Origin of the sequence: Nitratireductor indicus C115, from assembly GCF_000300515.1 — a bacterium.
Taxonomy (GTDB): domain Bacteria; phylum Pseudomonadota; class Alphaproteobacteria; order Rhizobiales; family Rhizobiaceae; genus Nitratireductor; species Nitratireductor indicus.
Window position 1 is genome coordinate 460809 of record NZ_AMSI01000001.1, and the last position, 23361, is coordinate 484169.

The 23361-nt window shown below is 58.5% G+C and carries 18 protein-coding genes; 16 read left to right on the forward strand and 2 right to left on the reverse strand.

Features of this window, described 5'->3' with window-relative positions; translation table 11 throughout:
- Positions 1 to 14 precede the first annotated feature (14 nt).
- From NA8A_RS02230 to pta, 8 genes are all read left to right on the forward strand, one after another.
- Positions 15 to 800 (forward strand): SDR family NAD(P)-dependent oxidoreductase, encoded by a 786-nt coding sequence (locus NA8A_RS02230; RefSeq protein ID WP_009755762.1) that lies wholly within the window; start codon positions 15 to 17, stop codon positions 798 to 800.
- Positions 797 to 3058, forward strand: a complete 2262-nt coding sequence (locus NA8A_RS02235) for an alpha-ketoacid dehydrogenase subunit alpha/beta (RefSeq protein WP_009755763.1) — start codon at positions 797 to 799, stop codon at positions 3056 to 3058. Before NA8A_RS02230 ends, NA8A_RS02235 begins: the two co-directional genes overlap by 4 nt.
- Before the next feature lie 25 nt (positions 3059 to 3083).
- Complete coding sequence (locus NA8A_RS02240; protein WP_009755764.1) at positions 3084 to 3533, forward strand: VOC family protein; 450 nt, start codon at positions 3084 to 3086, stop codon at positions 3531 to 3533.
- Between the two features lie 32 nt (positions 3534 to 3565).
- Complete coding sequence (locus NA8A_RS02245; protein ID WP_143087932.1) at positions 3566 to 4474, forward strand: NAD(P)-dependent oxidoreductase; 909 nt, start codon at positions 3566 to 3568, stop codon at positions 4472 to 4474.
- A gap of 287 nt (positions 4475 to 4761) precedes the next feature.
- Positions 4762 to 5925, forward strand: a complete 1164-nt coding sequence (locus NA8A_RS02255; protein ID WP_009755767.1) for a TRAP transporter substrate-binding protein — start codon at positions 4762 to 4764, stop codon at positions 5923 to 5925.
- 313 nt (positions 5926 to 6238) lie between these two features.
- Positions 6239 to 7582: a pyruvate dehydrogenase complex dihydrolipoamide acetyltransferase gene (locus NA8A_RS02260; protein ID WP_009755768.1), complete on the forward strand. Its 1344-nt coding sequence runs from the start codon at positions 6239 to 6241 to the stop codon at positions 7580 to 7582.
- A gap of 45 nt (positions 7583 to 7627) precedes the next feature.
- Positions 7628 to 9403: a sulfoacetaldehyde acetyltransferase gene (gene xsc / locus NA8A_RS02265; RefSeq protein ID WP_009755769.1), complete on the forward strand. Its 1776-nt coding sequence runs from the start codon at positions 7628 to 7630 to the stop codon at positions 9401 to 9403.
- A gap of 267 nt (positions 9404 to 9670) precedes the next feature.
- Positions 9671 to 10705, forward strand: a complete 1035-nt coding sequence (gene pta / locus NA8A_RS02270) for a phosphate acetyltransferase (protein ID WP_009755770.1) — start codon at positions 9671 to 9673, stop codon at positions 10703 to 10705.
- A 172-nt stretch (positions 10706 to 10877) separates the two neighbouring features.
- On the opposite strand, the gene NA8A_RS02275 is transcribed toward pta, so the two are convergent.
- On the reverse strand, positions 10878 to 11087 hold the full coding sequence (locus tag NA8A_RS02275; protein ID WP_009755771.1) for a cold-shock protein: 210 nt from the start codon (positions 11085 to 11087) through the stop codon (positions 10878 to 10880).
- A gap of 580 nt (positions 11088 to 11667) precedes the next feature.
- Here NA8A_RS02275 and NA8A_RS02280 point away from each other — a divergent pair.
- From NA8A_RS02280 to NA8A_RS02315, 8 genes are all read left to right on the forward strand, one after another.
- Positions 11668 to 12654 (forward strand): GntR family transcriptional regulator, encoded by a 987-nt coding sequence (locus tag NA8A_RS02280; RefSeq protein WP_009755772.1) that lies wholly within the window; start codon positions 11668 to 11670, stop codon positions 12652 to 12654.
- A 7-nt stretch (positions 12655 to 12661) separates the two neighbouring features.
- Positions 12662 to 13816: an ABC transporter substrate-binding protein gene (locus tag NA8A_RS02285; RefSeq protein WP_009755773.1), complete on the forward strand. Its 1155-nt coding sequence runs from the start codon at positions 12662 to 12664 to the stop codon at positions 13814 to 13816.
- Between the two features lie 371 nt (positions 13817 to 14187).
- The gene (locus NA8A_RS02290; protein ID WP_009755774.1) at positions 14188 to 15624 is read left to right on the forward strand and encodes an amidohydrolase family protein; all 1437 of its coding nucleotides are present in this window, start codon (positions 14188 to 14190) and stop codon (positions 15622 to 15624) included.
- Positions 15625 to 15695: 71 nt separating this feature from the next.
- Positions 15696 to 17264, forward strand: coding sequence for an ABC transporter substrate-binding protein (locus NA8A_RS02295; RefSeq protein WP_009755775.1), 1569 nt, complete (start codon positions 15696 to 15698; stop codon positions 17262 to 17264).
- On the forward strand, positions 17261 to 18202 hold the full coding sequence (locus NA8A_RS02300) for an ABC transporter permease (RefSeq protein WP_009755776.1): 942 nt from the start codon (positions 17261 to 17263) through the stop codon (positions 18200 to 18202). The genes NA8A_RS02295 and NA8A_RS02300 overlap by 4 nt, the downstream gene beginning before the upstream one ends.
- 19 nt (positions 18203 to 18221) lie before the next feature.
- Positions 18222 to 19103 carry an ABC transporter permease gene (locus tag NA8A_RS02305; protein WP_009755777.1) on the forward strand — a complete coding sequence of 294 codons (882 nt, stop codon included), beginning with the start codon at positions 18222 to 18224 and terminating at the stop codon, positions 19101 to 19103.
- Positions 19100 to 20752, forward strand: a complete 1653-nt coding sequence (locus NA8A_RS02310; protein ID WP_009755778.1) for a dipeptide ABC transporter ATP-binding protein — start codon at positions 19100 to 19102, stop codon at positions 20750 to 20752. Before NA8A_RS02305 ends, NA8A_RS02310 begins: the two co-directional genes overlap by 4 nt.
- A gap of 263 nt (positions 20753 to 21015) precedes the next feature.
- A complete protein-coding gene (locus NA8A_RS02315; protein ID WP_157174127.1) occupies positions 21016 to 22272 on the forward strand; it encodes an MFS transporter in 1257 nt (418 codons plus the stop codon).
- A gap of 77 nt (positions 22273 to 22349) precedes the next feature.
- On the opposite strand, the gene NA8A_RS02320 is transcribed toward NA8A_RS02315, so the two are convergent.
- Positions 22350 to 23336, reverse strand: coding sequence for a quinone oxidoreductase family protein (locus NA8A_RS02320; RefSeq protein ID WP_040671634.1), 987 nt, complete (start codon positions 23334 to 23336; stop codon positions 22350 to 22352).
- Positions 23337 to 23361 lie beyond the last annotated feature (25 nt).

Here is a 23361-nt window from a genome sequence, read left to right on the forward strand (position 1 = left end):
GCGGGGCCTCTTCCATGCAGCCGCAACCGGCGTCATATCTTTCCGGGCTCTTCTCCCTTTCGGGACGTGTTGCCCTGGTAACGGGCGGAAACACCGGATTGGGCGCGCAAATGGCCGAAGCACTTGCGGGCGCCGGTGCAGAGGTCGTTCTGGTCGCGCGCCGCGCCGATGCCCTCAGGGAAACGAGTGCGCGTATCCAGCGCATGGGCGGGCGGGCTCACACCTTGCCGGTCGATCTTCTGGGTGAGGCCGCCGTCGAAGAGGTCGCGCGAGGTGTCGAAGCGAAGGGCTGCAAGGTCGACATCATCGTCAATGCGGCGGGCATCAACATTCGAAGGGATGCCGAGGCCGTGACGCAGGAAGACTGGGATCGCGTATTGCGTCTCAATCTCGGGGTCCCCTTCTTCCTTGCCCAGCATTTCGCTCCGGCCATGTCGGCGTGCGGCTGGGGACGGATCATAAACATGGCCTCGCTCCAGTCTGTCCGGGCATTTCCGCAGAGCGTGCCCTATGGCGCGTCAAAAGGGGGGATCGTTCAGCTGACGCGTGCCATGGCTGAGGCGTGGTCCGGACGCGGAGTATGTTGCAACGCCATCGCTCCCGGTCTCTTCCCGACCGAGCTCACGGCCCCGCTTTACAGCGATGCCGCGACGCTTTCCCAGATGGCTGCCAGGACCTGCTGCGGTCGGAACGGGGAGCTTGAAGACATCGCAGGGCTCACGGTCTTTCTGGCCTCCGACGCCAGTCGATTCGTGACAGGACAAACGATCTTCCTCGATGGGGGGCTCACGGCCAAATGAACGCTTTCGAAAAATGCCCTTCAGCGACGTTTGAAAAAATTCAGCAACAGGATGGAACCGCTTTGCAATCGAAGAGCCTGAAAAAACGCAGCACCGGAACGCCCTGGTGGGAACTGCAGGTCTCCGACGCCGATATGCGGAAGGTCGAGCGAACTGAACTGGTCCGCATGCTTGAGCAATTATTGCTCATCCGCGAGTTCGAGGAACGGCTTCTGGATTTGAGCACGGCCGGCATTCTGCATGGTCCGGCGCATGCCAGCATCGGGCAGGAAGGCGCAGCGGTTGGCGCCATGTCTGCGTTGGGGTCCACCGACAAGATCAACGGCACGCACCGCATGCACCATCAGTTTCTTGCAAAGGCGCTCAATCATGCAGCGCCGAAGGGATATTCCCCCCTGGAAACGCCGTTTCCCGAAGAGCTTGTCGATGTGCTTTTCAAGACTTATTCCGAGATTCTCGGCCTTTCGACGGGATATTGCGGCGGTCGTGGGGGGTCGATGCATTTGCGGCTGCCCGAGGCGGGTGTGCTTGGCTCCAACGCCATTGTGGGCGGCAACCTTCCGCATGCGGTTGGCTATGCGTTTGCCGACAAGCAACTTGGCCGCAAGGACATTTCGGTTGCGTTCTTCGGCGATGGCGCCATGCAGAACGGCGCCACCTATGAAGCCATGAATCTTGCCGCGCTCTATCGCACGCCCACCGTATTCTTCGTCGAAAACAATCTCTATGCGGTTTCCACGCATGTCAGCGAGCAGACCCGCGAATATCGGCTGGCAGCGCGCGGACAAGGCCTCGGAATCCCATCCATCGAATTCGATGGAATGGACGTCATCGCGGCGCGGCGGGCGATGGAGCTTGCACGCCAGATCATCGACGATGAAGGCGGTCCCGTCCTACTCGAAGCGAAGACCTATAGATATCTCCACCAATCGGGCGCCCTGAAGGGAAGCGCGTTCGGATACCGCGACAAGGAGGAGGAAGAGGCGTGGGGTCTGCGCGATCCGGCAACAGCCTTTCCGGCGCAACTGGAGAAGCTCGGCATCATTGAGGCTGGCGCCGCCGAAACCCTGAAGGAACGGGTTGCCGAAGCCGTCAGGAATGTCCTGGAGAGGCTCGTCGAAAACTATGGCGATGAGCAGCGCCAGAAAATCCGCGCATCGCTCTGGCCTGATCCCTCTCGCGTGGAAGAAGGTATTCGCGGCGATCTGAAGGAGCTCGCCGGACAGAAGCATCGCGAAGTCGAGGACATCGAGGAAAAAGACCGCATCGAGGCGAAATTCATCGATGTGATTTCGCAGACCATGCTGCGCAACATGGAGAAGTTCGAAACCCTTTTTGTTCTGGGAGAAGACGTGCACCGTCTGCGCGGCGGCACCGCGGGCGCCACACGGGGGATTGCGGAGAGATTTCCCGACCGTCTTGTCGGCACCCCGATCAGCGAGAACGGCTTCACCGGTCTTGCGCTGGGCGCGGCATTGAACGGGATGCGTCCGGTTGTCGAGATCATGTATCCCGATTTCGCCCTGGTGGCGGCCGATCAGCTTTTCAATCAGGTCTCGAAAGTGCGCCATATGTTTGGCGGCGACTTCGCGGTTCCGGTTGTGGTGCGCAGCCGTGTTTCCCAGGGAACCGGCTATGGCTCGCAGCACTCGATGGACGCCAGCGGCCTGTTCGCTCTCTATCCGGGCTGGCGCATCGTCGCGCCTTCCACCCCGCATGATTATATCGGTCTGATGAATGCAGCGGTCGCCTGTGACGATCCGGTTCTTGTGGTCGAATACAGCGACCTCTTCCAGGAGCGCGGCATGATCCACGCCACCGACTGGGACTATGTGGTTCCCTTCGGAAAGGCGCGGATCGCGCGGCCCGGCAATAGCTGCACCATCCTCACCTACGGGCCGATGGTCTCCACCTGCTGCGCGGTTTCTGAACGGGGAGGTTTCGACGCGGAGGTCATCGACCTGAGAACCATCGATCCGCTCGGTGTCGATTGGGAGACTATTGCGGAGAGCGTGCGCCGCACCAATGCCCTGATGATCGTCGAACGTACGACACGCGGCACGTCCATCGGTTCCCGCATGGTCAGCGACGCGCAGTCGCGCCTCTTCGACTGGCTCGACCACGAGATCATTCATGTCTCCGGCACGGAGTCTTCGGCGGTTGTCTCGAAAGTTCTCGAAGAGGCGGCGTTTGCCGGTGCCGAAGCGGTTGAAGAGGCACTGAAGCAGCTTGTCCGCCGGCAGCAGATGGCGGCCTGAGCGAGAAAGGGAGGAGATTGCGAGGATGCTGAAGGATGAGCTTCTCGATGTGCATCACACAGCGGTTTGCGTGACGGATTTCGAACGCGCGCGGGACTTCTATGTCGATTTCCTCGGCTTTGAACTCGAGGGCGAGGCGGACAATCGATCCGAATCCGCCCTTGGTGACGTGGTTGGCCTCAAGGGAGCAACAATCCGCTGGGCCATGCTGCGCCGTGGGTCTCACTGCGTCGAGCTCTTCAAATACTACCAGCCGGAGGGAAACCGGACGCCGCGCGAACAATGCGACCTGGGCTACACCCACATGGCGATGCGGGTGCGCGATGTCGATGCGGTTTTCGAGCAGGCTGTCGCTGCCGGATATGAACCTGTTTCCACGCCGCGCGTGCTTCGGGGAGGAAAGACGAAGGTTTTCTATCTGCGTGAGCCGGAAGGCGCGATCACCGAGTTCATCCAGTTCAACGAACTCGGCTGACCTGCGCGAGACAAGGGGAAGGAGTGATGGGCATGAAGACGGTGGCATTCATAGGCCTTGGAACCATGGGCGGACCCATGGCTGCCAGGCTTGCCGCGAACGGTTTCGATGTGCGCGGATATGATCTGGACGATCGCAAGGTCGAAGCGCTTGTCGCCGCGCATGGAACCGGTTGCACCAGCATTGGCGATGCCTGCCGGGGTGCGGAATGCGTCGTGACCATCTTGCCACGCGATGAGCATGTCCGCTCCGCCATGCTTGGCGAAGGCGGTGTATTGGAGAACATCGGCCCGGGCGTTCTTGTTCTCGAGATGAGCACCATCTCGCCGTCGACCAGTCTGGAAATCGCCGCCCGGCTTTCCGAGCGAGGTGTGAGGATGCTGGACGCGCCGGTGGGCAGAACCCCGCAGGATGCCCGCGATGGAAGGCTTCTCGTGATGGCCGGCGGTGCCCCTGATGATTTTGCAGCGGCGCACGAGGTGTTCTCAGCCTTTGCCGACAAGATCCTTCATATGGGACCGCAGGGATGCGGCATCCGCATGAAGGTCGCAAACAACTACATGTCGATGGTAACCATGGTGCTGACGGCCGAAACCCTTGCTCTTACGGGCAAGGCGGGGATCGACGAAAAGCTCGCGGTCGAGGTGTTGCAGAACACCGTGGCGGGCAAAGGTCAGATCAATACGAATTTTCCCAGGAAAGTGCTCGCCGGCGACCTGACGCCCGATTTCCCTTTGGCGCTTGGCCACAAGGACATATCGCTCGGCGTGCGCCTCGGCGAAGAGTTGAAGGTGCCGCTGTTTCTTGGCGCATCGGCCCGTGAACTTTTCGGGCTGGCGCCCGCGATGGGGCTCGCGGAGCTGGATTGCACCGCAATGCTTCTGATTCTCGAAAAATTGTCGGGCATGGACGCCGTCAGAGAGGGAGGGTTGAAATCATGACAAAAGAAAAAATTATTGCCGCGAGAAAATATTCTGGCGCCGGATCCTTGTTATTTTTCGCGGTATTTTTCGTCAATGTGATATCTGCCGGATTTTTGAAGAATTATATACCAAGTTATTATTTATTGTCTTCTTTTGGAGAATTCATCCTGTTTGGAATGGCGTCTCTTTTTCTTGTAGTTTTCTTGATCATACACAACGAATTTTCCTGAGGCGTCACCCGGTGCGCGCGGTTTGGGAGGAAAACAATCGCTGCGCGGGCTCAACATCAACGAATGGAGGAGAACATGAAACAACACGACAATGAGACGGGTATCGCGACCACTCTGCAGTCTCGGCGCGACTTCATGCGATTGGTCCGCAATGCGGGCTTTACGGTGGCTGCTGTGGCTGCCGGCAGCGGCGCGCTGGGCATACCGGAGGCAGAAGCCCAAACCCGGGCGGAAGAATCCGAGCGCGAATCCGCGGCTCAGTACAAGATGACGATTGCGACGGCTTACAGGCTGGGCACGGATCGCAGTTTCCCTGTGATGCAATTGCAGCTCAAGGAGAACATCCAGAACGCCACCCGCGGCAAAGTCTATGTCAGGCTGGTGCCCGACGGCGCACTGGGTGCCGGTGCCGAACTCGCGGAAAAGGTCCAGAACGGAACCATTCAGGCAGCGCAGCACTCGATTGCGAATTTCGCACCATTCGCCAAGACGGTCGATGTTATCAATCTGCCCTATTGGTGTGGCGACAACCAGCAATTCGTCAATCTCGTAACCTCCGACATCTGGAAGCAGGAGGTGGATACGCGTGTTGAGAAGAACGGCTTCAAGGTGCTTCTCTATCAACCCGTCGATCCCCGAACGGTCTCCCTGCGTCGCGGTCTGCGCGATGAACCCGTGCGTCGCCCGGATGATCTCAAGGGGCTCAAGTTCCGTGTGCCGGGATCGGCCATTCTCGCGCAGCTCTACAGGTTGCTGGGTGCAAACCCCACCCCCATTGCCTGGGGCGAAACTCCTTCCGCATTGCGTCAGGGCGTTGCCGATGCGCTCGATCCCAATGTGATGGGGCTGAACCTCTTCGGGTTCAAGGACATCGTTTCGCGCGTGACCTTCGTTCGCAGTGTTCCAGACGGTGGCGTCTATTCGTGCAACCTTGCCTGGCTCGAAACACTTGATAACGACACGCGGGAAGCTGTGGAATGGGGAGCTCACATCACCTTCCTGCAGAACCTGTCGCAGGTGCCTGCTTCCCGGGAATACTCGATGGCGGAGATGGCTGCTGCCGGCGTCAAATTCTATTCGCCAGCAGAGGACGAGATGGCCGAATGGCGCGAACGGGCCGGTGCCCAGCGGTCGGAATGGGATGATATCAAGAAGGATCTCGTCGGCTCGCTGGATGTGTTCGACCGTTTGAAGGAAGCCGCAGATACGCCTTCGGCATTTTACGTCCACGACGCCTAGGCGGCCTTGGTGTGCGGCGTGGACGGTTCATGCCGCACACTCCAGGGCGCAAGGGCGCTGACTGGCCCATCCTTCCTGCGGTCGGGGGAGCGATCGGGCAGGGAAATGATGGCTGGCCGCCGATCGAGGCGGCCGACCCCTTTCGGAGAATTACGGCGAGGTTTGCATGCGTTGGCTTCAGGGGCGTCGAATTTTGCCTTGAGATAAATTCTGATCGTTATTCGATCCATTTTAAATCGAATAACGATCTTAAAAGCTGTGCTTGGCGCAGGTGAGCGGTGAATAAGAGCATGCAGCAAGAGAAAGTGAACTGATGGCAATCGAGATTCTCATGCCCTCTCTCTCCCCCGGAATGGAGGAAGGAAAGCTTGCGAAGTGGCTTGTCCAAGAGGGCGCGGAGGTGTCGGCCGGCGATATCATCGCGGAGATTGAGACGGATAAGGCCACATTGGAATTTGAGGCGCATCAGAGCGGCGTTCTCGCGCGGCTGATAGTGCCTGCCGGAACCGACGGCGTTGCCGTGGGAACCCCGCTGGCCGTCATGGCGGGCGATGAGGACGGGGAGATGGAGGCAGGGCCCGCCGAAACGCCCGAGCCGCATTCTACCAGCCCGGCAAGACAACCGGCTGCCGTTACGGCCAGTCCCGGAAGGGACAATGCCGCTACTGCAGAGCAGGCGGCAATGGAAAGCGCAAATGCTCCCCGCATTTTCATGTCGCCCCTTGCACGCCGTCTGGCCCGGGAAGCGGGGCTTGATCCTGCGGGTCTTTCCGGAACAGGTCCGCGTGGCCGTATCTTGCGCGCCGATGTCGAGGCGGCTTTGACGCCGGACAAACATGCAGATGCGCGCCCTGCTGGTGGCAGCCATGCTGCGGATCGGGAGGACACAGGGCCTGTCTCCTCGCCGGCGGACGACGACATGGTGTTGAAGGTCTTCGAGGAGGGCAGCTTCAGGCGTGTGCCGCACGATTCCATGCGCAAAACGATCGCGCGGCGCCTTACTCTCGCAAAGACGACGATCCCTCATTTCTATCTGACTGTGAATTGCGAGATCGACACGCTTCTGGAACTGCGCGGAAGGCTCAATGCGGCTGCTCCGATCAAATCCGCAGCCGAAACCTCGGAGCCAGCCTACAGGATTTCCGTGAACGACATGGTGGTCAAGGCACTGGCTTCGGCTCTGGCGGCGGTTCCGAATGCCAATGCATCCTGGACCGAAAGCGAAATGCTGATCCACGAGCACGCCGACATTGCCGTTGCCGTGGCGCTGGATGGCGGCCTGATAACGCCTGTGGTGCGGCGTGCGGAGCAGAAGGCCATTTCCGTGATCTCGAACGAGATCAGGGAATTGGCCCGCCGCGCACGCAACAAGGAACTGCGTCCGGAAGAATATCAGGGTGGAACCACGGCGGTTTCCAATCTGGGCATGTATGGCATCAGCGAATTCAGCGCGATCATCAATCCGCCTCACGGAACGATCCTCGCCATAGGCGAAGCCGTTCAGAAGCCGGTTGTCAAAAATGGCGCAATCGTCCCGGCGACGATCATGCGCGTGACACTCTCAGCCGATCATCGCGCGGTGGACGGTGCGCTTGGCGCGCAGCTGCTCGCAGCTTTCAGGAACGGCATCGAAAACCCCTTGAGCCTGCTGGTCTGACATGCCGACCGGCCGGGCCAAAACCAATAAGCAAGGAGATTCCACATGAAAATGAACACTGAAGAGGCATTCGTCAAAGTCCTGCAAATGCATGGAATCCGGCAGGCTTTCGGCATCATCGGTTCTGCGATGATGCCGGTTTCCGATCTGTTTCCCAAGGCAGGCATTACGTTCTGGGATTGCGCGCACGAAACGAACGCGGCGCTGATCTGCGATGGCTATAGCCGCGCCACGGGCCAGATGGCCATGGCAATCGCTCAGAACGGGCCGGGCGTTACCGGCTTCGTGACGGCCGTCAAGACGGCTTACTGGAATCATACGCCTATGCTTCTCGTAACGCCTCAGGCTGCCAACAAGACGATTGGGCAGGGCGGCTTTCAGGAAGTCGACCAGATGGCGATGTTCGAGGAAATGGTCTGCTACCAGGAAGAGGTGCGCGATGCCTCCCGGGTGGCCGAAGTGTTGAACCGCGTCATCGAGAAGGCGTGGCGCGGTTGCGCGCCGGCGCAGATCAACGTTCCGCGCGATTTCTGGACGCAGGTGATCGACATCGAACTGCCGCAGATCGTGCGGCTGGAGCGCCCTTCCGGTGGCGCCAGGGCTATTTCTGAAGCTGCCCGCCTTCTCTCGGACGCGAAGTTTCCAGTCATTCTGAATGGTGCAGGGGTCGTGATCGGCAACGCCATCGAGGATTCCCGGATGCTTGCCGAAAGGCTGGATGCGCCCGTGTGCTGCGGATATCAGCACAACGACGCCTTCCCGGGCAGTCATCCGCTGTCCGTTGGACCATTGGGGTACAATGGCTCCAAAGCGGCAATGGAACTGATCGCCAAGGCGGATGTGGTTCTGGCGCTGGGAACGCGTCTCAATCCCTTCTCCACCCTGCCGGGATACGGCATCGACTACTGGCCGAAGGATGCGAAGATCATTCAGGTCGATATCAATGCCGACCGCATTGGCCTGACCAAGAAGGTCACCGTGGGCATCTGCGGCGATGCCCGGCACGTTGCGCAACAACTACTCTCCCAATTGGCGTCCCATGCCGGTGACGCCGGCCGCGAGGAGCGGAAGAACCTGATCCATCGGACGAAATCCGCCTGGCTTCAGATGCTGTCGTCCCTCGATCATGAGGAAGACGATCCTGGCACGGTGTGGAACGAGGAAGCGCGCAGGAGGGACGCGGACCGCATGTCGCCGCGCCAGGCATGGCGGGCCATCCAGGCGGCACTGCCCGATGATGTCATCATCTCCACCGATATCGGCAACAACTGTGCCATCGGGAACGCCTATCCGTCGTTCGACACATCGCGCAGCTACCTCGCGCCAGGCATGTTCGGTCCCTGCGGCTATGCATTCCCCTCGATCATCGGCGCCAAGATCGGCTGTCCCGACAAGCCGGTGATCGGGTTCGCCGGCGATGGGGCTTTTGGAATATCCATGAACGAGATGGGGTCGATCGGGCGTGAGGATTGGCCGGCTATCACCATGGTGATCTTCCGCAACTATCAGTGGGGGGCGGAGAAGCGGAACACCACGCTCTGGTACGACAATAATTTCGTCGGCACCGAGCTCAATCCAAAACTCAGCTACGCGAAAGTCGCTGAAGGATGCGGTCTGAAAGGCGTGGTCGCAAAAACGCCGCAGGAACTAACGGAGGCCCTGCACAAGGCCGTGGAGGAACAGGCCAAGGGTATTACGACCTTTATCGAGGTGATCCTGAATCAGGAACTTGGCGAGCCCTTCCGGCGTGATGCGATGAAAAAGCCGGTCCCCGTCGCCGGCATCGATCCGAACGATATGCGGGATCAGATCCCCGCTTAGAGCATTTTGCAGTCCGGTGGAATCACCTGACGCCCGCATAAATGCAGAAAAACAAGAAGATAGGGCGTGAAAGCGTTTCTGCGAAACGATGAAGCGCTCTAGGCGGGCCGGGTGCGGCGGAGGCCTCAAATCGGGCCTCCGCTCCCTGCTGGAATCATGCGTAATGTGCAAACTCCGTTTATCCATGTTCTCGCCACAGCAGACCGTTCATCACTGCAACAAGCCGGGTCTTCAGGCGTGCCGGTTCGAGTGGATGCGGGGACGGGTATGAACGAGCTCGATCGCTTGGTCGAACGCGCCAGCCGCGATCCGGCGCGCATTGCGCTTGCGGAAGGAGAGGACCGGCGCGTTCTTGAAGCGGCCGTGCGGGCGCAGGCCGACGGCCTTTCGGCTCCCATCCTCGTGGGCGACGCTGGCAAGATTTCTGCCGGTCTGAAGGACCTTGGAGCAAATGCCGGACGTTTCCGAATAGAAGACCCGAAAGCTTCGGGGCTCTCGAAACGTTTCATCGACCGCTATCTCGAGCTGCGGCGAATGAAAGGCGCGAGCGAAGCTGATGCACAGGCGGCGATAGCCGACCCATTGGGATTTGCCGCCATGCTCGTACGCGAGGGGGAAGCCGATGGCATGATCGGCGGAGCCGTAGCGACCACGGCCCATACCGTAAGAACGGCCCTTCAGATTGTCGGGCGGGCAGCCGATGCGACGATTGTCTCCAGTTTCTTCCTGATGCTTTTGACAGCCCGGCAACACAGGGAAAAGGGCGCGCTTGTCTTCGCCGATTGCGGGTTGGTCGTGGAACCGAATGCGGAAGAACTGGCGCAGATCGCCTTGTCCTCGGCGCGTTCGTGCCGTGCGCTCATCGGTGCTGATCCCCGGGTGGCGATGCTGTCGTTCTCCACGATGGGCAGTGCCATTCACGAACGGGTGGATAAGGTGGTGCGGGCGACGCAGATCGTGCGCCGGGCCGAGCCGCAATTGCTGATCGATGGCGAAATGCAGTTCGACACGGCCTTCGAGCCCGTGGTGAACACCATGAAGGCTCCGAATTCCTTGACGCGCGGGCAAGCGAATGTCTTCATTTTCCCGAATCTCGAAGCAGGAAACATAGGCTACAAGATCGCGCAGAGGATCGGTGGAGCGACGGCGATAGGCCCGGTTCTGCAAGGCTTGGCAAAGCCGTGCAACGACCTGTCGCGCGGCTGCAGTGTCAATGACATCTACGCGATGATCGCAGTCACGACGGTTCAATACCGCTCTCTTGTCCAGGGAACCGGGCGCCAAGCGCACACTGGCTGCTGAGACCTGCGAATGCTGGGGAAAAGATGCGAGGTCCGGCCTTATTCTTCTATAGTGGCCGCTATGAACTCCCGGGAGGCGCAAGAAAACAAAAAGGCCGGGCATGAGCCCGACCTCTCGTCGTCATCTTCGTTCCGTGCCAGTACATCCGTGGTCACGGGACGGGATGAAAGCTTTAGACAGCCTGAAGGTTGTCCGCAGCGTTCTTGCCGCTGCGTTTGTCCTGGACAACGTCAAAGCCGATCTTCTGTCCCTCGGTAAGGCTGTGCATGCCAGCGCGCTCGACGGCAGAAATATGAACGAAAACGTCGTTCCCGCCATCATCCGGGGCGATAAAACCATAGCCCTTGCTCTGGTTGAAGAACTTTACGGTACCAATAGTCATGACGATCTCCATAAAAGTCGGTCACAAGAAATTTCCACCACGTTTTTTGGCGTAGCAGAGCCATTGATCGATTTTGAAAGAGGAAGATCGCAAAGACCGTCTGACGGCAGAGACAAAGTTCGACAGGCAAGATCGATATTTCGCAAATATGGGTTGCATTCGTGTCGGAAGCAAGGCGTACGGAAATTTTATTTCGGTGAATTTTTTCACTGCGAAGACAGTCGGATTGCCGGCCGGTTGTCGTGAACGGCTGCCAAAGCACGCTTGACGGTCATGATCGAGGCGCGAACTGATGTGCGCTGCACGGTATGATCCGCCGTCAGCCTGCCTCCTTCTTGGGGTGCAAGCGACCGCGAAATGAGGAATGTATTAAGCGCAGATGATGGTGAAAACCGTATCCCGGATTTCACGAAACTGAGGAGGATAGCGGGCGGACATCGATTCGCGTGAACCTGGCGTACCGATTTTCCATTCTCTTTCAGGTACTCTAATAACGGTGGGAACCTGAGCGCTGCAATCATGGGGGCGATCCGGGCTTGCAGGAATTATCGAGTTTTCCGTTTATCGGTGTAAGGTCACAATGCGAACCAAGACATATTATCAGCTGGTGCGGGATGTCCTTGCTAGGAATATCGAAACCGGAAGATTGCCGGCCGGTACCCGTCTTTATACGGCCGCCGTGGCCGATCGTCTCGGTATCAGCCGCCCCCCAGCCAAACGCGCAATAGAGATGCTGGCCAGTGAAGGGCTTTTGAGCGCTTTGCCCAAGCAGGGATATCAGGTTGGTGGACCCGATATAGGCGCAACCGCAGTGCGCGAGAATCTGCATCTGCTGGATCTCGATCTGTCCATGATGACAAATCAGAGCAGTACACCTTTGGCGCCCCGTTGGGGTGAAGTCCATGATCGGTTGAAGGGGCAGCTTCTGAATGTCATCCCCTTTGGCACCTACCAGATTTCCGAGAGTGCGGTGGCGGAGACCTACGGCGTTTCCCGTACGGTGGCGCATGAAGCCTTGGCGCGGCTCGATGCTGAAGGCATCGTTCGCAAGAGCAGGACCTCCCATTGGACTGCTGGTCCTCTTTCGGTGAGAATGCTCGACGAGGCCCAGGAAATTCGTATTCTGCTGGAACCCGCAGCACTGGTTCAGGCGGGGCCGGATATGTCTCGCGAAGAGCTACTTGCAATAAGGGCAGCCTTGCGCAACGCGGCTGCCGACGGTCCGGCGCTTTCCATTCCTCGCCTCGCCGAACTGGAAACCGCGCTGCATGTAACTTGCCTTGCGACGTTGAAAAACCGCAAGCTGCATGATCTCCTGATACGGCTTCAATTGGATCACATCGTGAATGAGCTGTTCCGACGCCATGTCACCACACCCGATGACCGCGATATGATCGCAGAACACTCTCTGGTTATCGATCATTTGCTGATTGGAGATTTTACAGGAGCCGGGGAGTCCTTGCGGTATCATCTGCATGAAGACCACCAAAGGACACGCGCGCGCCTGAAGGTCCTGTCGCTCTTCAGGGAGCCGCAGATTGCCCCCTGGCTTAGCCCATTGAATTGAGGGGGCGATGATGCGTACAGGCAAGACACCGGCCCTGCGTGTGATTATTCGAAGCGAGATGATCGGGCAGCCGATCATAGACCGTGCGCGGGTGGAACTCCCGTTTCCGATTGTGTTCGAAACGATCGATAGCCTGGAAAGCTTGCGCAGGGTGGTGCAGCAGCCCGAGAGCTACGATGTATACCATCAGTGGCATACGGTCGATCTCATGTGGACTGCGCGTGCCATACAGCCGATCGAGTTGTCCCGCCTCGGCAACGGCAATGCCGTTTTGGCACGGGCGCGCAGGCCGTTGGGCAATTATCCGTTCGCCGGCATATTCGTACAGCCCGATGGGAGACTTGGTTCTGCCCACAGTTCCCATGTTGCAATCATGCCGGTCGCGCAGGGGGTGGATTGCTTCGGCTACAATCCGGCGCTGCGGGAAAAGATCGGCGACGACGAGCCGGAAAGCTGGGGTTGGCTGCTGGATTCCCGGCTGAGAGGCCGGGTTGCGCTGCTTGCAGATCCCGTTCTGGGCATGATCGAAGCCGCGCTGGCGACCGAAGCGGCGGAGGGGTTGCGCTACAATAATGTGGCCAATCTCAGCATCGACGAGATCGATATGGTCGTGGACGGGTTGATCCTGCGCAAGAAGAAGGGCCATTTCAAAGGGTTCTGGTCCAATTCCGATGAATCCGTGCGGCTGGCGCGACGTGGCGGGGTTCTTATCCAGAGCATGTTCGGGCCAACGGTTCAGCGTCTGCGCCGCGAAGGGATTCCTTTGCGGATCGCCAGCGCTATAGAAGGTGGGCGCGGATGGCATACGGACCTTTGTATCTCTAGGGATACGAAGGGGGAGCGGCTGGACGCTGCTTATGCATATCTGGACTGGTGGTTGTCGGGCTTTCCCGGTGCGGCGGTTTCGCGGCAGGGATACTATTCGATCCTGCCGGAAACGGCGCGTGGGTATCTGAGCATTGATGAGTGGGACTATTGGTACGGCGGAAAGCCGGCGTCGCAAACGCTTCTTGACGGCGATGCGCAGCCGACAATCCGCGAAGGCGATGTCAGGGATGGTGGCTCGTATTACGAGCGCATGGCTGGCGTACGTGTCTGGAACGCTTTCATGGATGAGCACACCTATCTCACCCACCGCTGGCAGGAATTTCTGAGCGCCTGAGCCTTGGGATTCCGCGTCGTTGAATTTGCTGCTGCCCGATATTCGTATCGGGTGATGTGCAATCAAAAATTCTGAATTTCGAGCGCATTATTCCGTTTTAGATCATGGAGAATCTCTCTGTGGTTGTGGGGCTTTGCGTCTGGAAATGTGGGTGTGCTTGCGCGGGATATCCATAAAGTCTTGAAAATAATAGCTGTATTTCGCCAGATATCGGTAGATATCGGACGGCTCATCTCGTCTTCCAAGGAGGCGGGGTCGGTGTTTTTCTAGCGGTGGTTTTGCTTCATTGTCATCGATTCTCTTTTGAAAAAATGTTGATCGCATGCGTTGTTCATTTTAGCTTGATCGAAAGTCACGAGGAGAGACCCATTATGGTGGTGAAGCTAATCCGCGCAGGCCATATCATCGCGTATCAAAACGGAACCCATGCCCATCTTCGCGATGGAGTAATCGTGGTCGAGGATGATCGCATCGCATATGTGGGTAAAACGTTTGACGGTGAGGCGGACGAGGTGATCGACGCGTCTGACAAGATCGTCACGCCGGGCTTCATAAACACCCATGTTCACATGAGTGAATCGCCGCTCGACCGTTCGTTCGTGGAAGATCGGGGGCCTCGCAATTTCTATCTTTCGGGCTTGTTCGAGTTTCTGACCGCGCGCGATGGCGCAATCACCGATCAGGCGCGCAGGGCTTCGATTGCGATGTCAGTGCCGGAGATGATCCGCACCGGCACCACAACTGTCGTCGAAATGGGAAGCCATGGCGATTACGTTGCAGAGCAGTGTGAGAAGGTGGGGCTGCGGGCCTATATCGGAGAGATGTATCGATCCGGCCGCTGGTATACCGATGACGGGCGCAGCGTGAAATATGAGTGGTGGGAGGATGATGGCCGTGAGCGCATGGACCATGCGGTCGACTTCATCGAGCGGCTCGAGGGACGCGGCAATGGGTTGCTCAAGGGATTCCTGACCCCTGCGCAGGTGGATACCTGCTCGGCCGCCCTTCTGAAGCGCACGGCAGAGATCGGGCGGGAGATGAAGGTACCGGTCGCGTTGCACGTCTCCCAGTCAGTTCCCGAGTTCCAGGAGATGGTCCGCCGCAACGGATGTTCTCCGGTGGAATGGCTGCATGAGCTGGGTTTCCTCGGCGATAACGTGTTGTTGGGGCACGTCATCATGCCGGCGGGATCGAGCTGGGTGAACTACCACGGAAACGACCTGGAGATTCTGTCGGACACCGGCACGAACGTGGCGCACAACGTCTGGGTATTTGCGCGGCGCGGTATCGCGATGGAGAGCTACGCTCGCTATCTGGAAAAGGGAATCAATATGGTTCTCGGCACAGACACCTGTCCTCAAAGCATGATCGAGGCGCTTCGCTGGACTGCGGTGATAAGCAAAATCCAGGATCGCCGGACCGAGGTGGCCACGGCGGCGGATGTCTTCAATTCCGCAACGCTTGCAGGCGCGAAGTCGCTGGGCCGGGACGATCTCGGACGTATCGCCAAGGGCGCAAAGGCAGACATGCTTTTCTGGGAGGGGCAGGGGCTGTTCATGACACCGCTTCGCGATCCGATCCGCAACATCGTCTATTCGGCAACGCCGGAAGATCTGCACTCCACGATGATCGACGGGCGGATGGTGATGGAGAACCGGGTTATCCCGGGCGTCGACCTGGACAAGCTGTCCACGGATCTTCAGCTCGGAGCCCAGCATATGTGGGAGCACATGCATGTAACTGACTGGGGCAAGCGCAATATCGAGCAGCTTTCCCCGTCCAGTTATCCCGAGTTTCGCGCGCAGTAAGCGTTTCGACACTGAGCCGTCCCGTTTGGGGCGGCTCTCATAACAAACATAAATCAAAAAGGGGAATTTCCATGAAACACCGCAGCCTTGCATTGGCTTTGATGGCGGCTGTCCTGAGCGGGCCTGCCTGTGCCGAGACACTCAAGATCGTAATGGAAAGCCGGCTCGGCAATCTCGATCCGATTCTTTCCGCATCCCATCAAACCCGCGAGCACGGTTATCTCATCTACGATACGTTGTTCGCGGAGGATGCACAGGGGCAGGCACAGCCGCAGATGATCGACGAATATTCGGTCTCAGAAGACGGCAAGACATATCGTTTCAAACTGCGCGAAGGGTTGGCCTTCCATGACGGCGCTCCAGTAACGGCGAAAGATGCGGTCGCATCGATCAAACGCTGGGGACAGCGCGATCGAATGGGGCTCGCTATCATGAAAGCGACAGACAGCCTTGAGGCGGAAGACGACAGCACCTTCGTTCTTAAACTGAACACGCCCCTGGGTGTGGTGATCGACGCTTTTGCGAAGCCAAGTGGTGTTCCCTTGTTCATTATGCCGGAAGCGGCTGCGGCAACGCCGATCACGGAGGCCATCACCAATTACGTTGGCTCAGGCCCCTTCAAGTTCGTTGAAGATGAATATTCTCCGGGCGTGAAGAGCATTTATGTGAAGAATGAGGACTACAAGCCGCGCAGCGAGGAGCCGAGCGGTATGGCTGGCGGAAAGGTTGCGAAAGTCGAGCGCATCGAGCGTATTGAAATCGCCGATCCGCTGACTGCCGTCAATTCGCTCACTGAAGGCGAAGTCGACTTCATGCAGAATGTCCCTCTCGACCTTGCCCCCCTCGTGGAGGGCAATGAAGAGATCACAACCGCGCATCTGGACAAGGCGGGCTATCAATACGGCTATCGGTTGAACTTCCTCCATCCGCCCTTCGACAATAAGTTGGTCCGGCAGGCCGCACTGTATGCGGTCGGTCAGAAAGAGATACTCCAGGCTCAGTTCGGCGACGCTGACAATTATCAGGCCTGCGGTGCGATCTTCGGGTGCGGAACCACGTATGAATCCGATGTGATGGCGGATATCGCGATTGAGGCCCAGCCTGAAAAGGCAAAGGCCTTGCTGGCGGAAGCCGGGTACAATGGCGAGACTGTTCTCCTGCTTCATGTCACGGATAACCCGGCCATGGCCGCTGTCGGTCCCGTCATGGCGCAGCAGCTGCGAGCTGCCGGATTCAATGTCGAAATGCAGGCCATGGACTTCATGACGATGTTGTCCCGGAGAGCATCGCAGGAGGCCGTCGACAAGGGGGGCTGGAGCATTTTCATCACCTCCTGGCAGGTGCCGGAGGTTTCCGATCCTGTCCGTTCGTACATGATCGTTTCGGAAGGCACGAAGGGCTATGCCGGTTGGGGAGACGTTCCTGCCATCGATCAGAATATCCAGGCATTTCTGGCTGAACCCGATGTCGCCAAGCGAAAGGAAATCGCTGCTGAAATTCAGAAGATCGTCTACGAGGAGGGCATCTACGCTCCGCTCGGACAAAGCAGCCGCCTGAATGCATGGACCAATAAGGTCGACGGCCTCATTCCGAACGGGCCGACCGTCTTCTGGAACGTGACCAAGTCGGCAGAAAAATGATCTTCTACATCCTTAGGAGAATCGTTGCGACCATTCCTGTCATGGGGGTGGTCGCCCTTCTGGTTTTCAGCTTGCTGTACTTGGCTCCGGGGGACCCTGCGGTGATCATCGCGGGTGAATCGGCCAGTACCGAGCAGTTGGAAAAGATGCGAAAGGACATGGGCCTGGATCAACCCTTGCCCGTGCAGTTTGCTAAATGGATCGGAAAGGTCGCCTCGGGAGATCTGGGCACCTCTCTTCATTCGGGAAAGAAAGTTTCGGAGATGATCGGTGCGCGCGTCGGGCCGACGCTCTCCCTGGCGACCGTGACGATCCTCCTGTCGCTGATACTTGCAATTCCGATGGGGATCTTTGCGGCCTGGGCGCGAGGCCGGTGGCTGGACAAGTCGCTGATGAGCATTGCTGTTCTTGGGTTCTCCACGCCGGTCTTTGTCGTCGGCTATGTGCTGATCTTCCTTTTTTCGGTGAAAGCGGGTTGGTTCCCGGTGCAGGGGTTCACACCGATCAGCGAAAACCCGTTGCGTTTCCTGCGAACGGTTACGTTGCCAGCGTTCACGCTGTCTCTGGCTTATGTGGCTCTCGTCTCCCGCATCACGCGGTCGAGCCTGCTTGAGATGCTGGGAGAGGATTTCATCAGAACAGCCAGAGCCAAGGGAGCTTCGGAAAGGCGTGTCCTGTTGCGACACGCACTGCGCAATGCCGCGGTGCCCATTTTGACGGTGGCGGGTTCTGCCGCGGCATTTCTGATCGGCGGGGTCGTTGTCACGGAAAGCGTTTTCAATCTACCGGGCATGGGACGCCTGGTCGTGGAATCCGTTCTTGCTCGCGATTACCCTTTGATCCAGGGGCTGATCCTGCTCCTGTCGCTGGTCTATATCGGCATCAATCTCCTCACCGATATTCTCTATTCGGTTTTCGATCCACGCATCCGTTACTGAGATGCGACGGGGGAACCCAATGAATACACTTCCTCATTCACCCAGCGTTGAAAGCAATGAGCTGCGCGCTATCCGGATGCGACGCATTGCGCTGTTCTTGCATGACAACATATTCGCAATAACGGTTCTGGCCCTGGTGATGCTTGCTGGGCTTTTGGCGCCGTTGCTGACCTCGGCAGATCCGGATTTCATCAACCCCGGCATGAAGCTGAAACCGCCTTCCGCGGAGGCGCTCTTCGGAACCGACCTTCTCGGACGCGATGTGCTTGCCCGTGTTCTCTACGGCACCCGTGCCTCGCTCTTGGTAGGGCTTTTGGTGGCCCTGGTCGCTCTCGTGGTTGGCCTTCTGATCGGTCTTGTTAGTGGATATTTCCGGTCTCTGGATGGTGTCATAATGCGTGTCATGGATGGCATTATGGCAATACCCGCCATCATCTTGGCGGTTGCCCTCGTTGCCATCATGGGAGCCAATTTCATCACTGTCGTTACGGCGATCGTAGTGCCGGAAGTTCCCCGTGTTGCGCGTCTTGTGCGCTCGGTCGTCTTGTCCCTGCGAAGCGAGCCTTATGTCGAGGCGGCGGTTTCACTCGCAACTCCGACCTGGCGTATCCTCTTGCGCCACATGCTGCCCAATACACTGGCACCGCTGATCGTCCAGGGCAGCTTCATCGTGGCATCGGCGATCCTCACGGAATCAGCCCTGAGCTTCCTTGGAGTGGGTCTTCCACCTGAAATTCCCACCTGGGGAAACATCATGGCGGAGGGGCGCAGGTTCTTCCAGCTTCTGCCCGGCCTCGTTTTCTTCCCCGGCCTGTTTCTGTCGCTGACAGTCCTTGCGATCAATCTGCTTGGCGATGGGCTACGGGACCGTTTCGATCCCAAATTGATTAAGCGAGCATGATGATGACGAATGAAGCCAATCAGCGAGAAATCGTCCTTCAGGTCGACGGCCTGACCGTGTCGCTGCATTCGGGGCGCGAGATCGTTTCCGACATCAGCTTCAACGTGCACGCCGGTGAAACGCTTTGTATCGTCGGTGAGAGCGGTTCGGGCAAGTCGGTGACAAGCTTCGCGGTCATGCAGCTTCTGGACCCGGCTGCATTGCGACCCACAGCCGGCTCCATCCGGCTCGAAGGCGTGGATTTGCTGAAAGCCAGTTCTCAGGAGCTACGGCGTCTCAGGGCGGCCCGTATGTCCATGATTTTCCAGGAGCCGATGACCGCGCTCAATCCGGTGGAGCGGATCGGCAAGCAGGTCATGGAGGTTCTGGAAATTCATCGGGAGGGCGATCACGCTGGTCGGCGCGCTCGTGTCCTGGAAATGTTTCAAATGGTGAAGCTTCCCGATCCCGAGCGGGTCTTCAATGCTTACCCTCATGAACTTTCAGGCGGGCAGCGCCAGCGTGTCGTCATCGCCATGGCGCTGATCCTGCGTCCGCGTCTGCTGATTGCGGATGAGCCGACCACGGCTCTTGATGTGACCACCCAAGCCCAGATTCTGCGGCTCATTTCCGAGCTGCAGCAAGAGATGGGAACGGCGGTGCTGTTTATCACCCACGATTTCGGAGTGGTGCATGACATCGCCGACCGGATTCTTGTGATGAACAAGGGGCGGGTCGTCGAGCAAGGCAAGAGCTCGGATATCCTGACCTCTCCCACTGCCGATTATACGCGCCGATTGATTTGTGCCGTTCCCAGCCTCGTTCCGGTGCCCAGCCGTCAACTGACAGGCGAGGGCGTTCTGGAGGTGGAGGGCATGGCGAAGCGGTATGTCATGGGCAGTTTTCCGAGGAAGCGCCATTTCGATGCGCTACATCCTACAGACCTGCTTCTACGCGAAGGAGAGATACTCGGCGTCGTCGGTGAGAGCGGCTCGGGAAAGACAACGCTTGCGCGCTGCATCGCCCGGCTTGTGCCCGCAAGTGCGGGTGTCGTCCGGCTGAAGGGTGCGAGCGTCGAGGAACTTTCATCGGCGGAAAAGCGCCGTAGCCGCAAGCATGTTCAGATCGTTTTTCAGGACCCGTATCGGTCGATGAACTCTCGTCTGAAGCTGCGCGACATCATTGCCGAAGGCATGGTGAATTTCGATTTCGCTCCTGCGGAAATCGAAAGGCGCTGCAACGAACTGGTTCAGGCCGTAGGGTTGCAGCCAGCCATGCTGGATCGGTATCCGCATCAGCTTTCGGGTGGTCAAAGACAGCGTATTTGCATCGCCAGAGCACTGGCCCTGGAGCCATCGGTCCTCATCTGTGACGAGGCCGTTTCGGCATTGGACGTCTCCGTGCAGGAACAGGTAATCAAGCTGCTGCTCGATCTGCGGGACAGGCTTGGGGTGGCCATCCTGTTCATCACCCACGATCTGAGGGTGGCAGCGCAGTTGTGCGACAATGTGATCGTCATGCGCAACGGCCGGGTTGTCGAGGCGGGCAGTGCTGCCGACATCCTCACGCATCCGAGGGATGAGTACACGCGCTATCTCATCGATGCGGTGCCCGCGCGTGAGTGGAATTTTCGGGAGCGCGTCTCGGGAACTATTGCAACAACCGGGTAAACGCGGCTTGGAAGCGTCGGCCGTCGCTGACGAAAATCACGGAGATTTCGAGCGTCTGGAGTCTGCATTCTGTCCGTTGCGGTGGGCCAGCGGTCAGGCCTTGCCCAGGGGCTGGTTTGCACTTCTCCAATTGCCGTCAATCCGCGACGCCCTGCGCATGCCGCACTCAGACGAAAAGTCTCGGTGTCCACACCTGTGCCGGAAAACGAAGAACCTTGAGGAAATGCCGATTGTGCGAAGATTTCAGCCGTAACGGAGCGTCCGTGGCATTTCCCGGTGAGCCGGATTCTGGAAGGCATGCGGTCAGCCGCAGTGCCTGGCCGGCCATCATTGTCCTGGCACTTGGCGCTTCATGTTTCGTTACCTCGGAGCTTCTGCCGGCGAGCCTGCTCAGCCCGATAGCCGAGGGACTGAACGTATCGGAGGGGGTTGCCGGACAAGCGATTTCAGTCACCGCATTCTTTGCGGTTCTTGGAAGCCTGTTTGCCTCCACCTTTACGGGGATGCTCGACCGTCGTCTTGTGGTGATGATCTGCATCCTCATGGCGGTTCTGGGTGCCGTGTCGGTGGCGCTCGCTCCGAATTACTATGCGATGCTGACGGGCCGGGCATTGTTCGGCTTGGCCTTGGGGGTCTTCTGGGCAACGTCAGCGTCTATCATCCTGCGGCTCGCCAGGCCGCATCATGTTCCTCTGGCGCTTTCCCTGATGTTCGGTGCAATCCCGATCGCGATGACAATAACCGTGCCGGTCGCAAGCGCATTAGCCGCGTTGTGGGGCTGGCGTTCTGCGTTTTTCCTGATCGCCGGTCTCGGCACGATGTTCCTGCTGTTGCTGGCAGTTGTGCTGCCTCCGTTGCCGGCGCATCGGCGCGCGAACATCGTGGGTGTCCTGCGCTTGCCGATGCGGGAGGGGATTCCGGTTGCCATGCTTGCCCTGTTTCTCGTCTTCGCCGGAAAATTTTCGCTTTTCGCGTATGTGCGCCCCTTTCTGGAGGGCGAATTCGGTCACCAGAGTAGTGCAATAGTAACGATGCTGTTCGTCTTCGGCGTTGCAAACCTTGCCGGCACATCCGTCTCTTCCTTCATGATCCGACACGACTTGACAACGACCCTGTCTCTATCGTCGCTGGTGGTCTCGTTATCGGCGATCGGCCTTGTCCTGTTTTCCGGCAGCATTTGGAAGATCGGGATGCTCATAGCCTTTTGGGGATTTTCCGTCGGCTGTATTCCGCCGGCGTGGACCACATGGATGACACGCAAGCTCGAAGACGATGCCGAGAATGCGGGTTGCCTCCAGTTCTCCGTCATGCAGCTGGCAATTGCTGCGGGAGTGGTGTCCGGTGGAGTGGGAATTGAGCAATTCGGCAGGTCAGGCCCCTACATTCTTGGTGCGATCTTCCTGATATCCGCAGCCATTCTGATCCGGTGGAAACTTTCCCGGCCCGAAATGCCTGTCAGTCGTACGATGCCTCAATCGCATCAAACCGTTTGCGAAGCGCGCGCAGAAGAGCTGGGGTGAATAGAACGCTGTCCACAACGCCGTTTCGCTCGGCCCGGAACCGGCTGTGTAATCCATTGTAGCGAGCAGGCCCGCCTTTAAGGAATCACAACAATGGCGCCGCTGACGCGGCGCTCTTCGGCCGCGCGGTGGGCTTCCACGATGTCATCCAAGGCAAAGCGCTGACCGATCTCGACGGAAACATGCCCCTTTTCCACGGCATCGAAAAGATCTGCCGCGTTCGCCCTGAAGCGTGCCGGGTCGGCGTTGTGCGGAAACACGGATGGCCGGGTCAGAAAAAGACAGCCTTTGGCATTCAATGTCTCGAACTCTATCGCAGGCGCTTTTCCCGACGAGGCACCGTAGACGACAAGAAGGCCGAAGGGCCTGACGCAATCGAGCGAGTGCATCACGGTATCCTTGCCGACCGCATCATAGACGACATGCGCTTTTTCACCGCCTGTTGCCTCGAGGAAGGCGTCTGCCCAGCCATCCTCGCTGGTGTCAACGACGGCTATGCAGCCCGCATCGAGTGCCGCCTGTCGCTTCTTCGCTGTTCCTGTCGCGCCGACAACGCGCGCACCCAATGCCGTTGCCCAACGCGTCAGAATCTGGCCGACACCGCCCGCCGCCGAATGAACGAGCAGAAGCTCGTCGGGTTGGACCGCGTGGGTATGGCGGATGAGATATTGCGCCGTCATTCCCTTGAAGAACAACGACACGGCTGTTTCGTCGTCAATTGCATCCGGTACGCGAACAAGTTTGTGTTCCGCAACGTTGCGACGGTCTGAATAGGCCCCGACCCCTGCATTCATATAAACGACCCGGTCGCCGATGCGCAGATTCTGGACCCCAGCTCCAATTCGTTCCACAAAGCCGGCTGCTTCAAACCCCAGCCTGGTCGGCAAAGGCAATGGATAAATGCCTTTGCGTTGATAGATATCGATGAAGTTGAAGCCTATCGCGGTGTGACGGACTTGCACCTCGTTTGCGTCCGGGGGCGGCAGTTCTTCCGTCACGATCTTCATAACGGAGGGAGGGCCGAATTCGGACACCAAGACGGCTCGATTGCGTATGGTTGCCATTGTCACATCAATCCCCATAACCTAG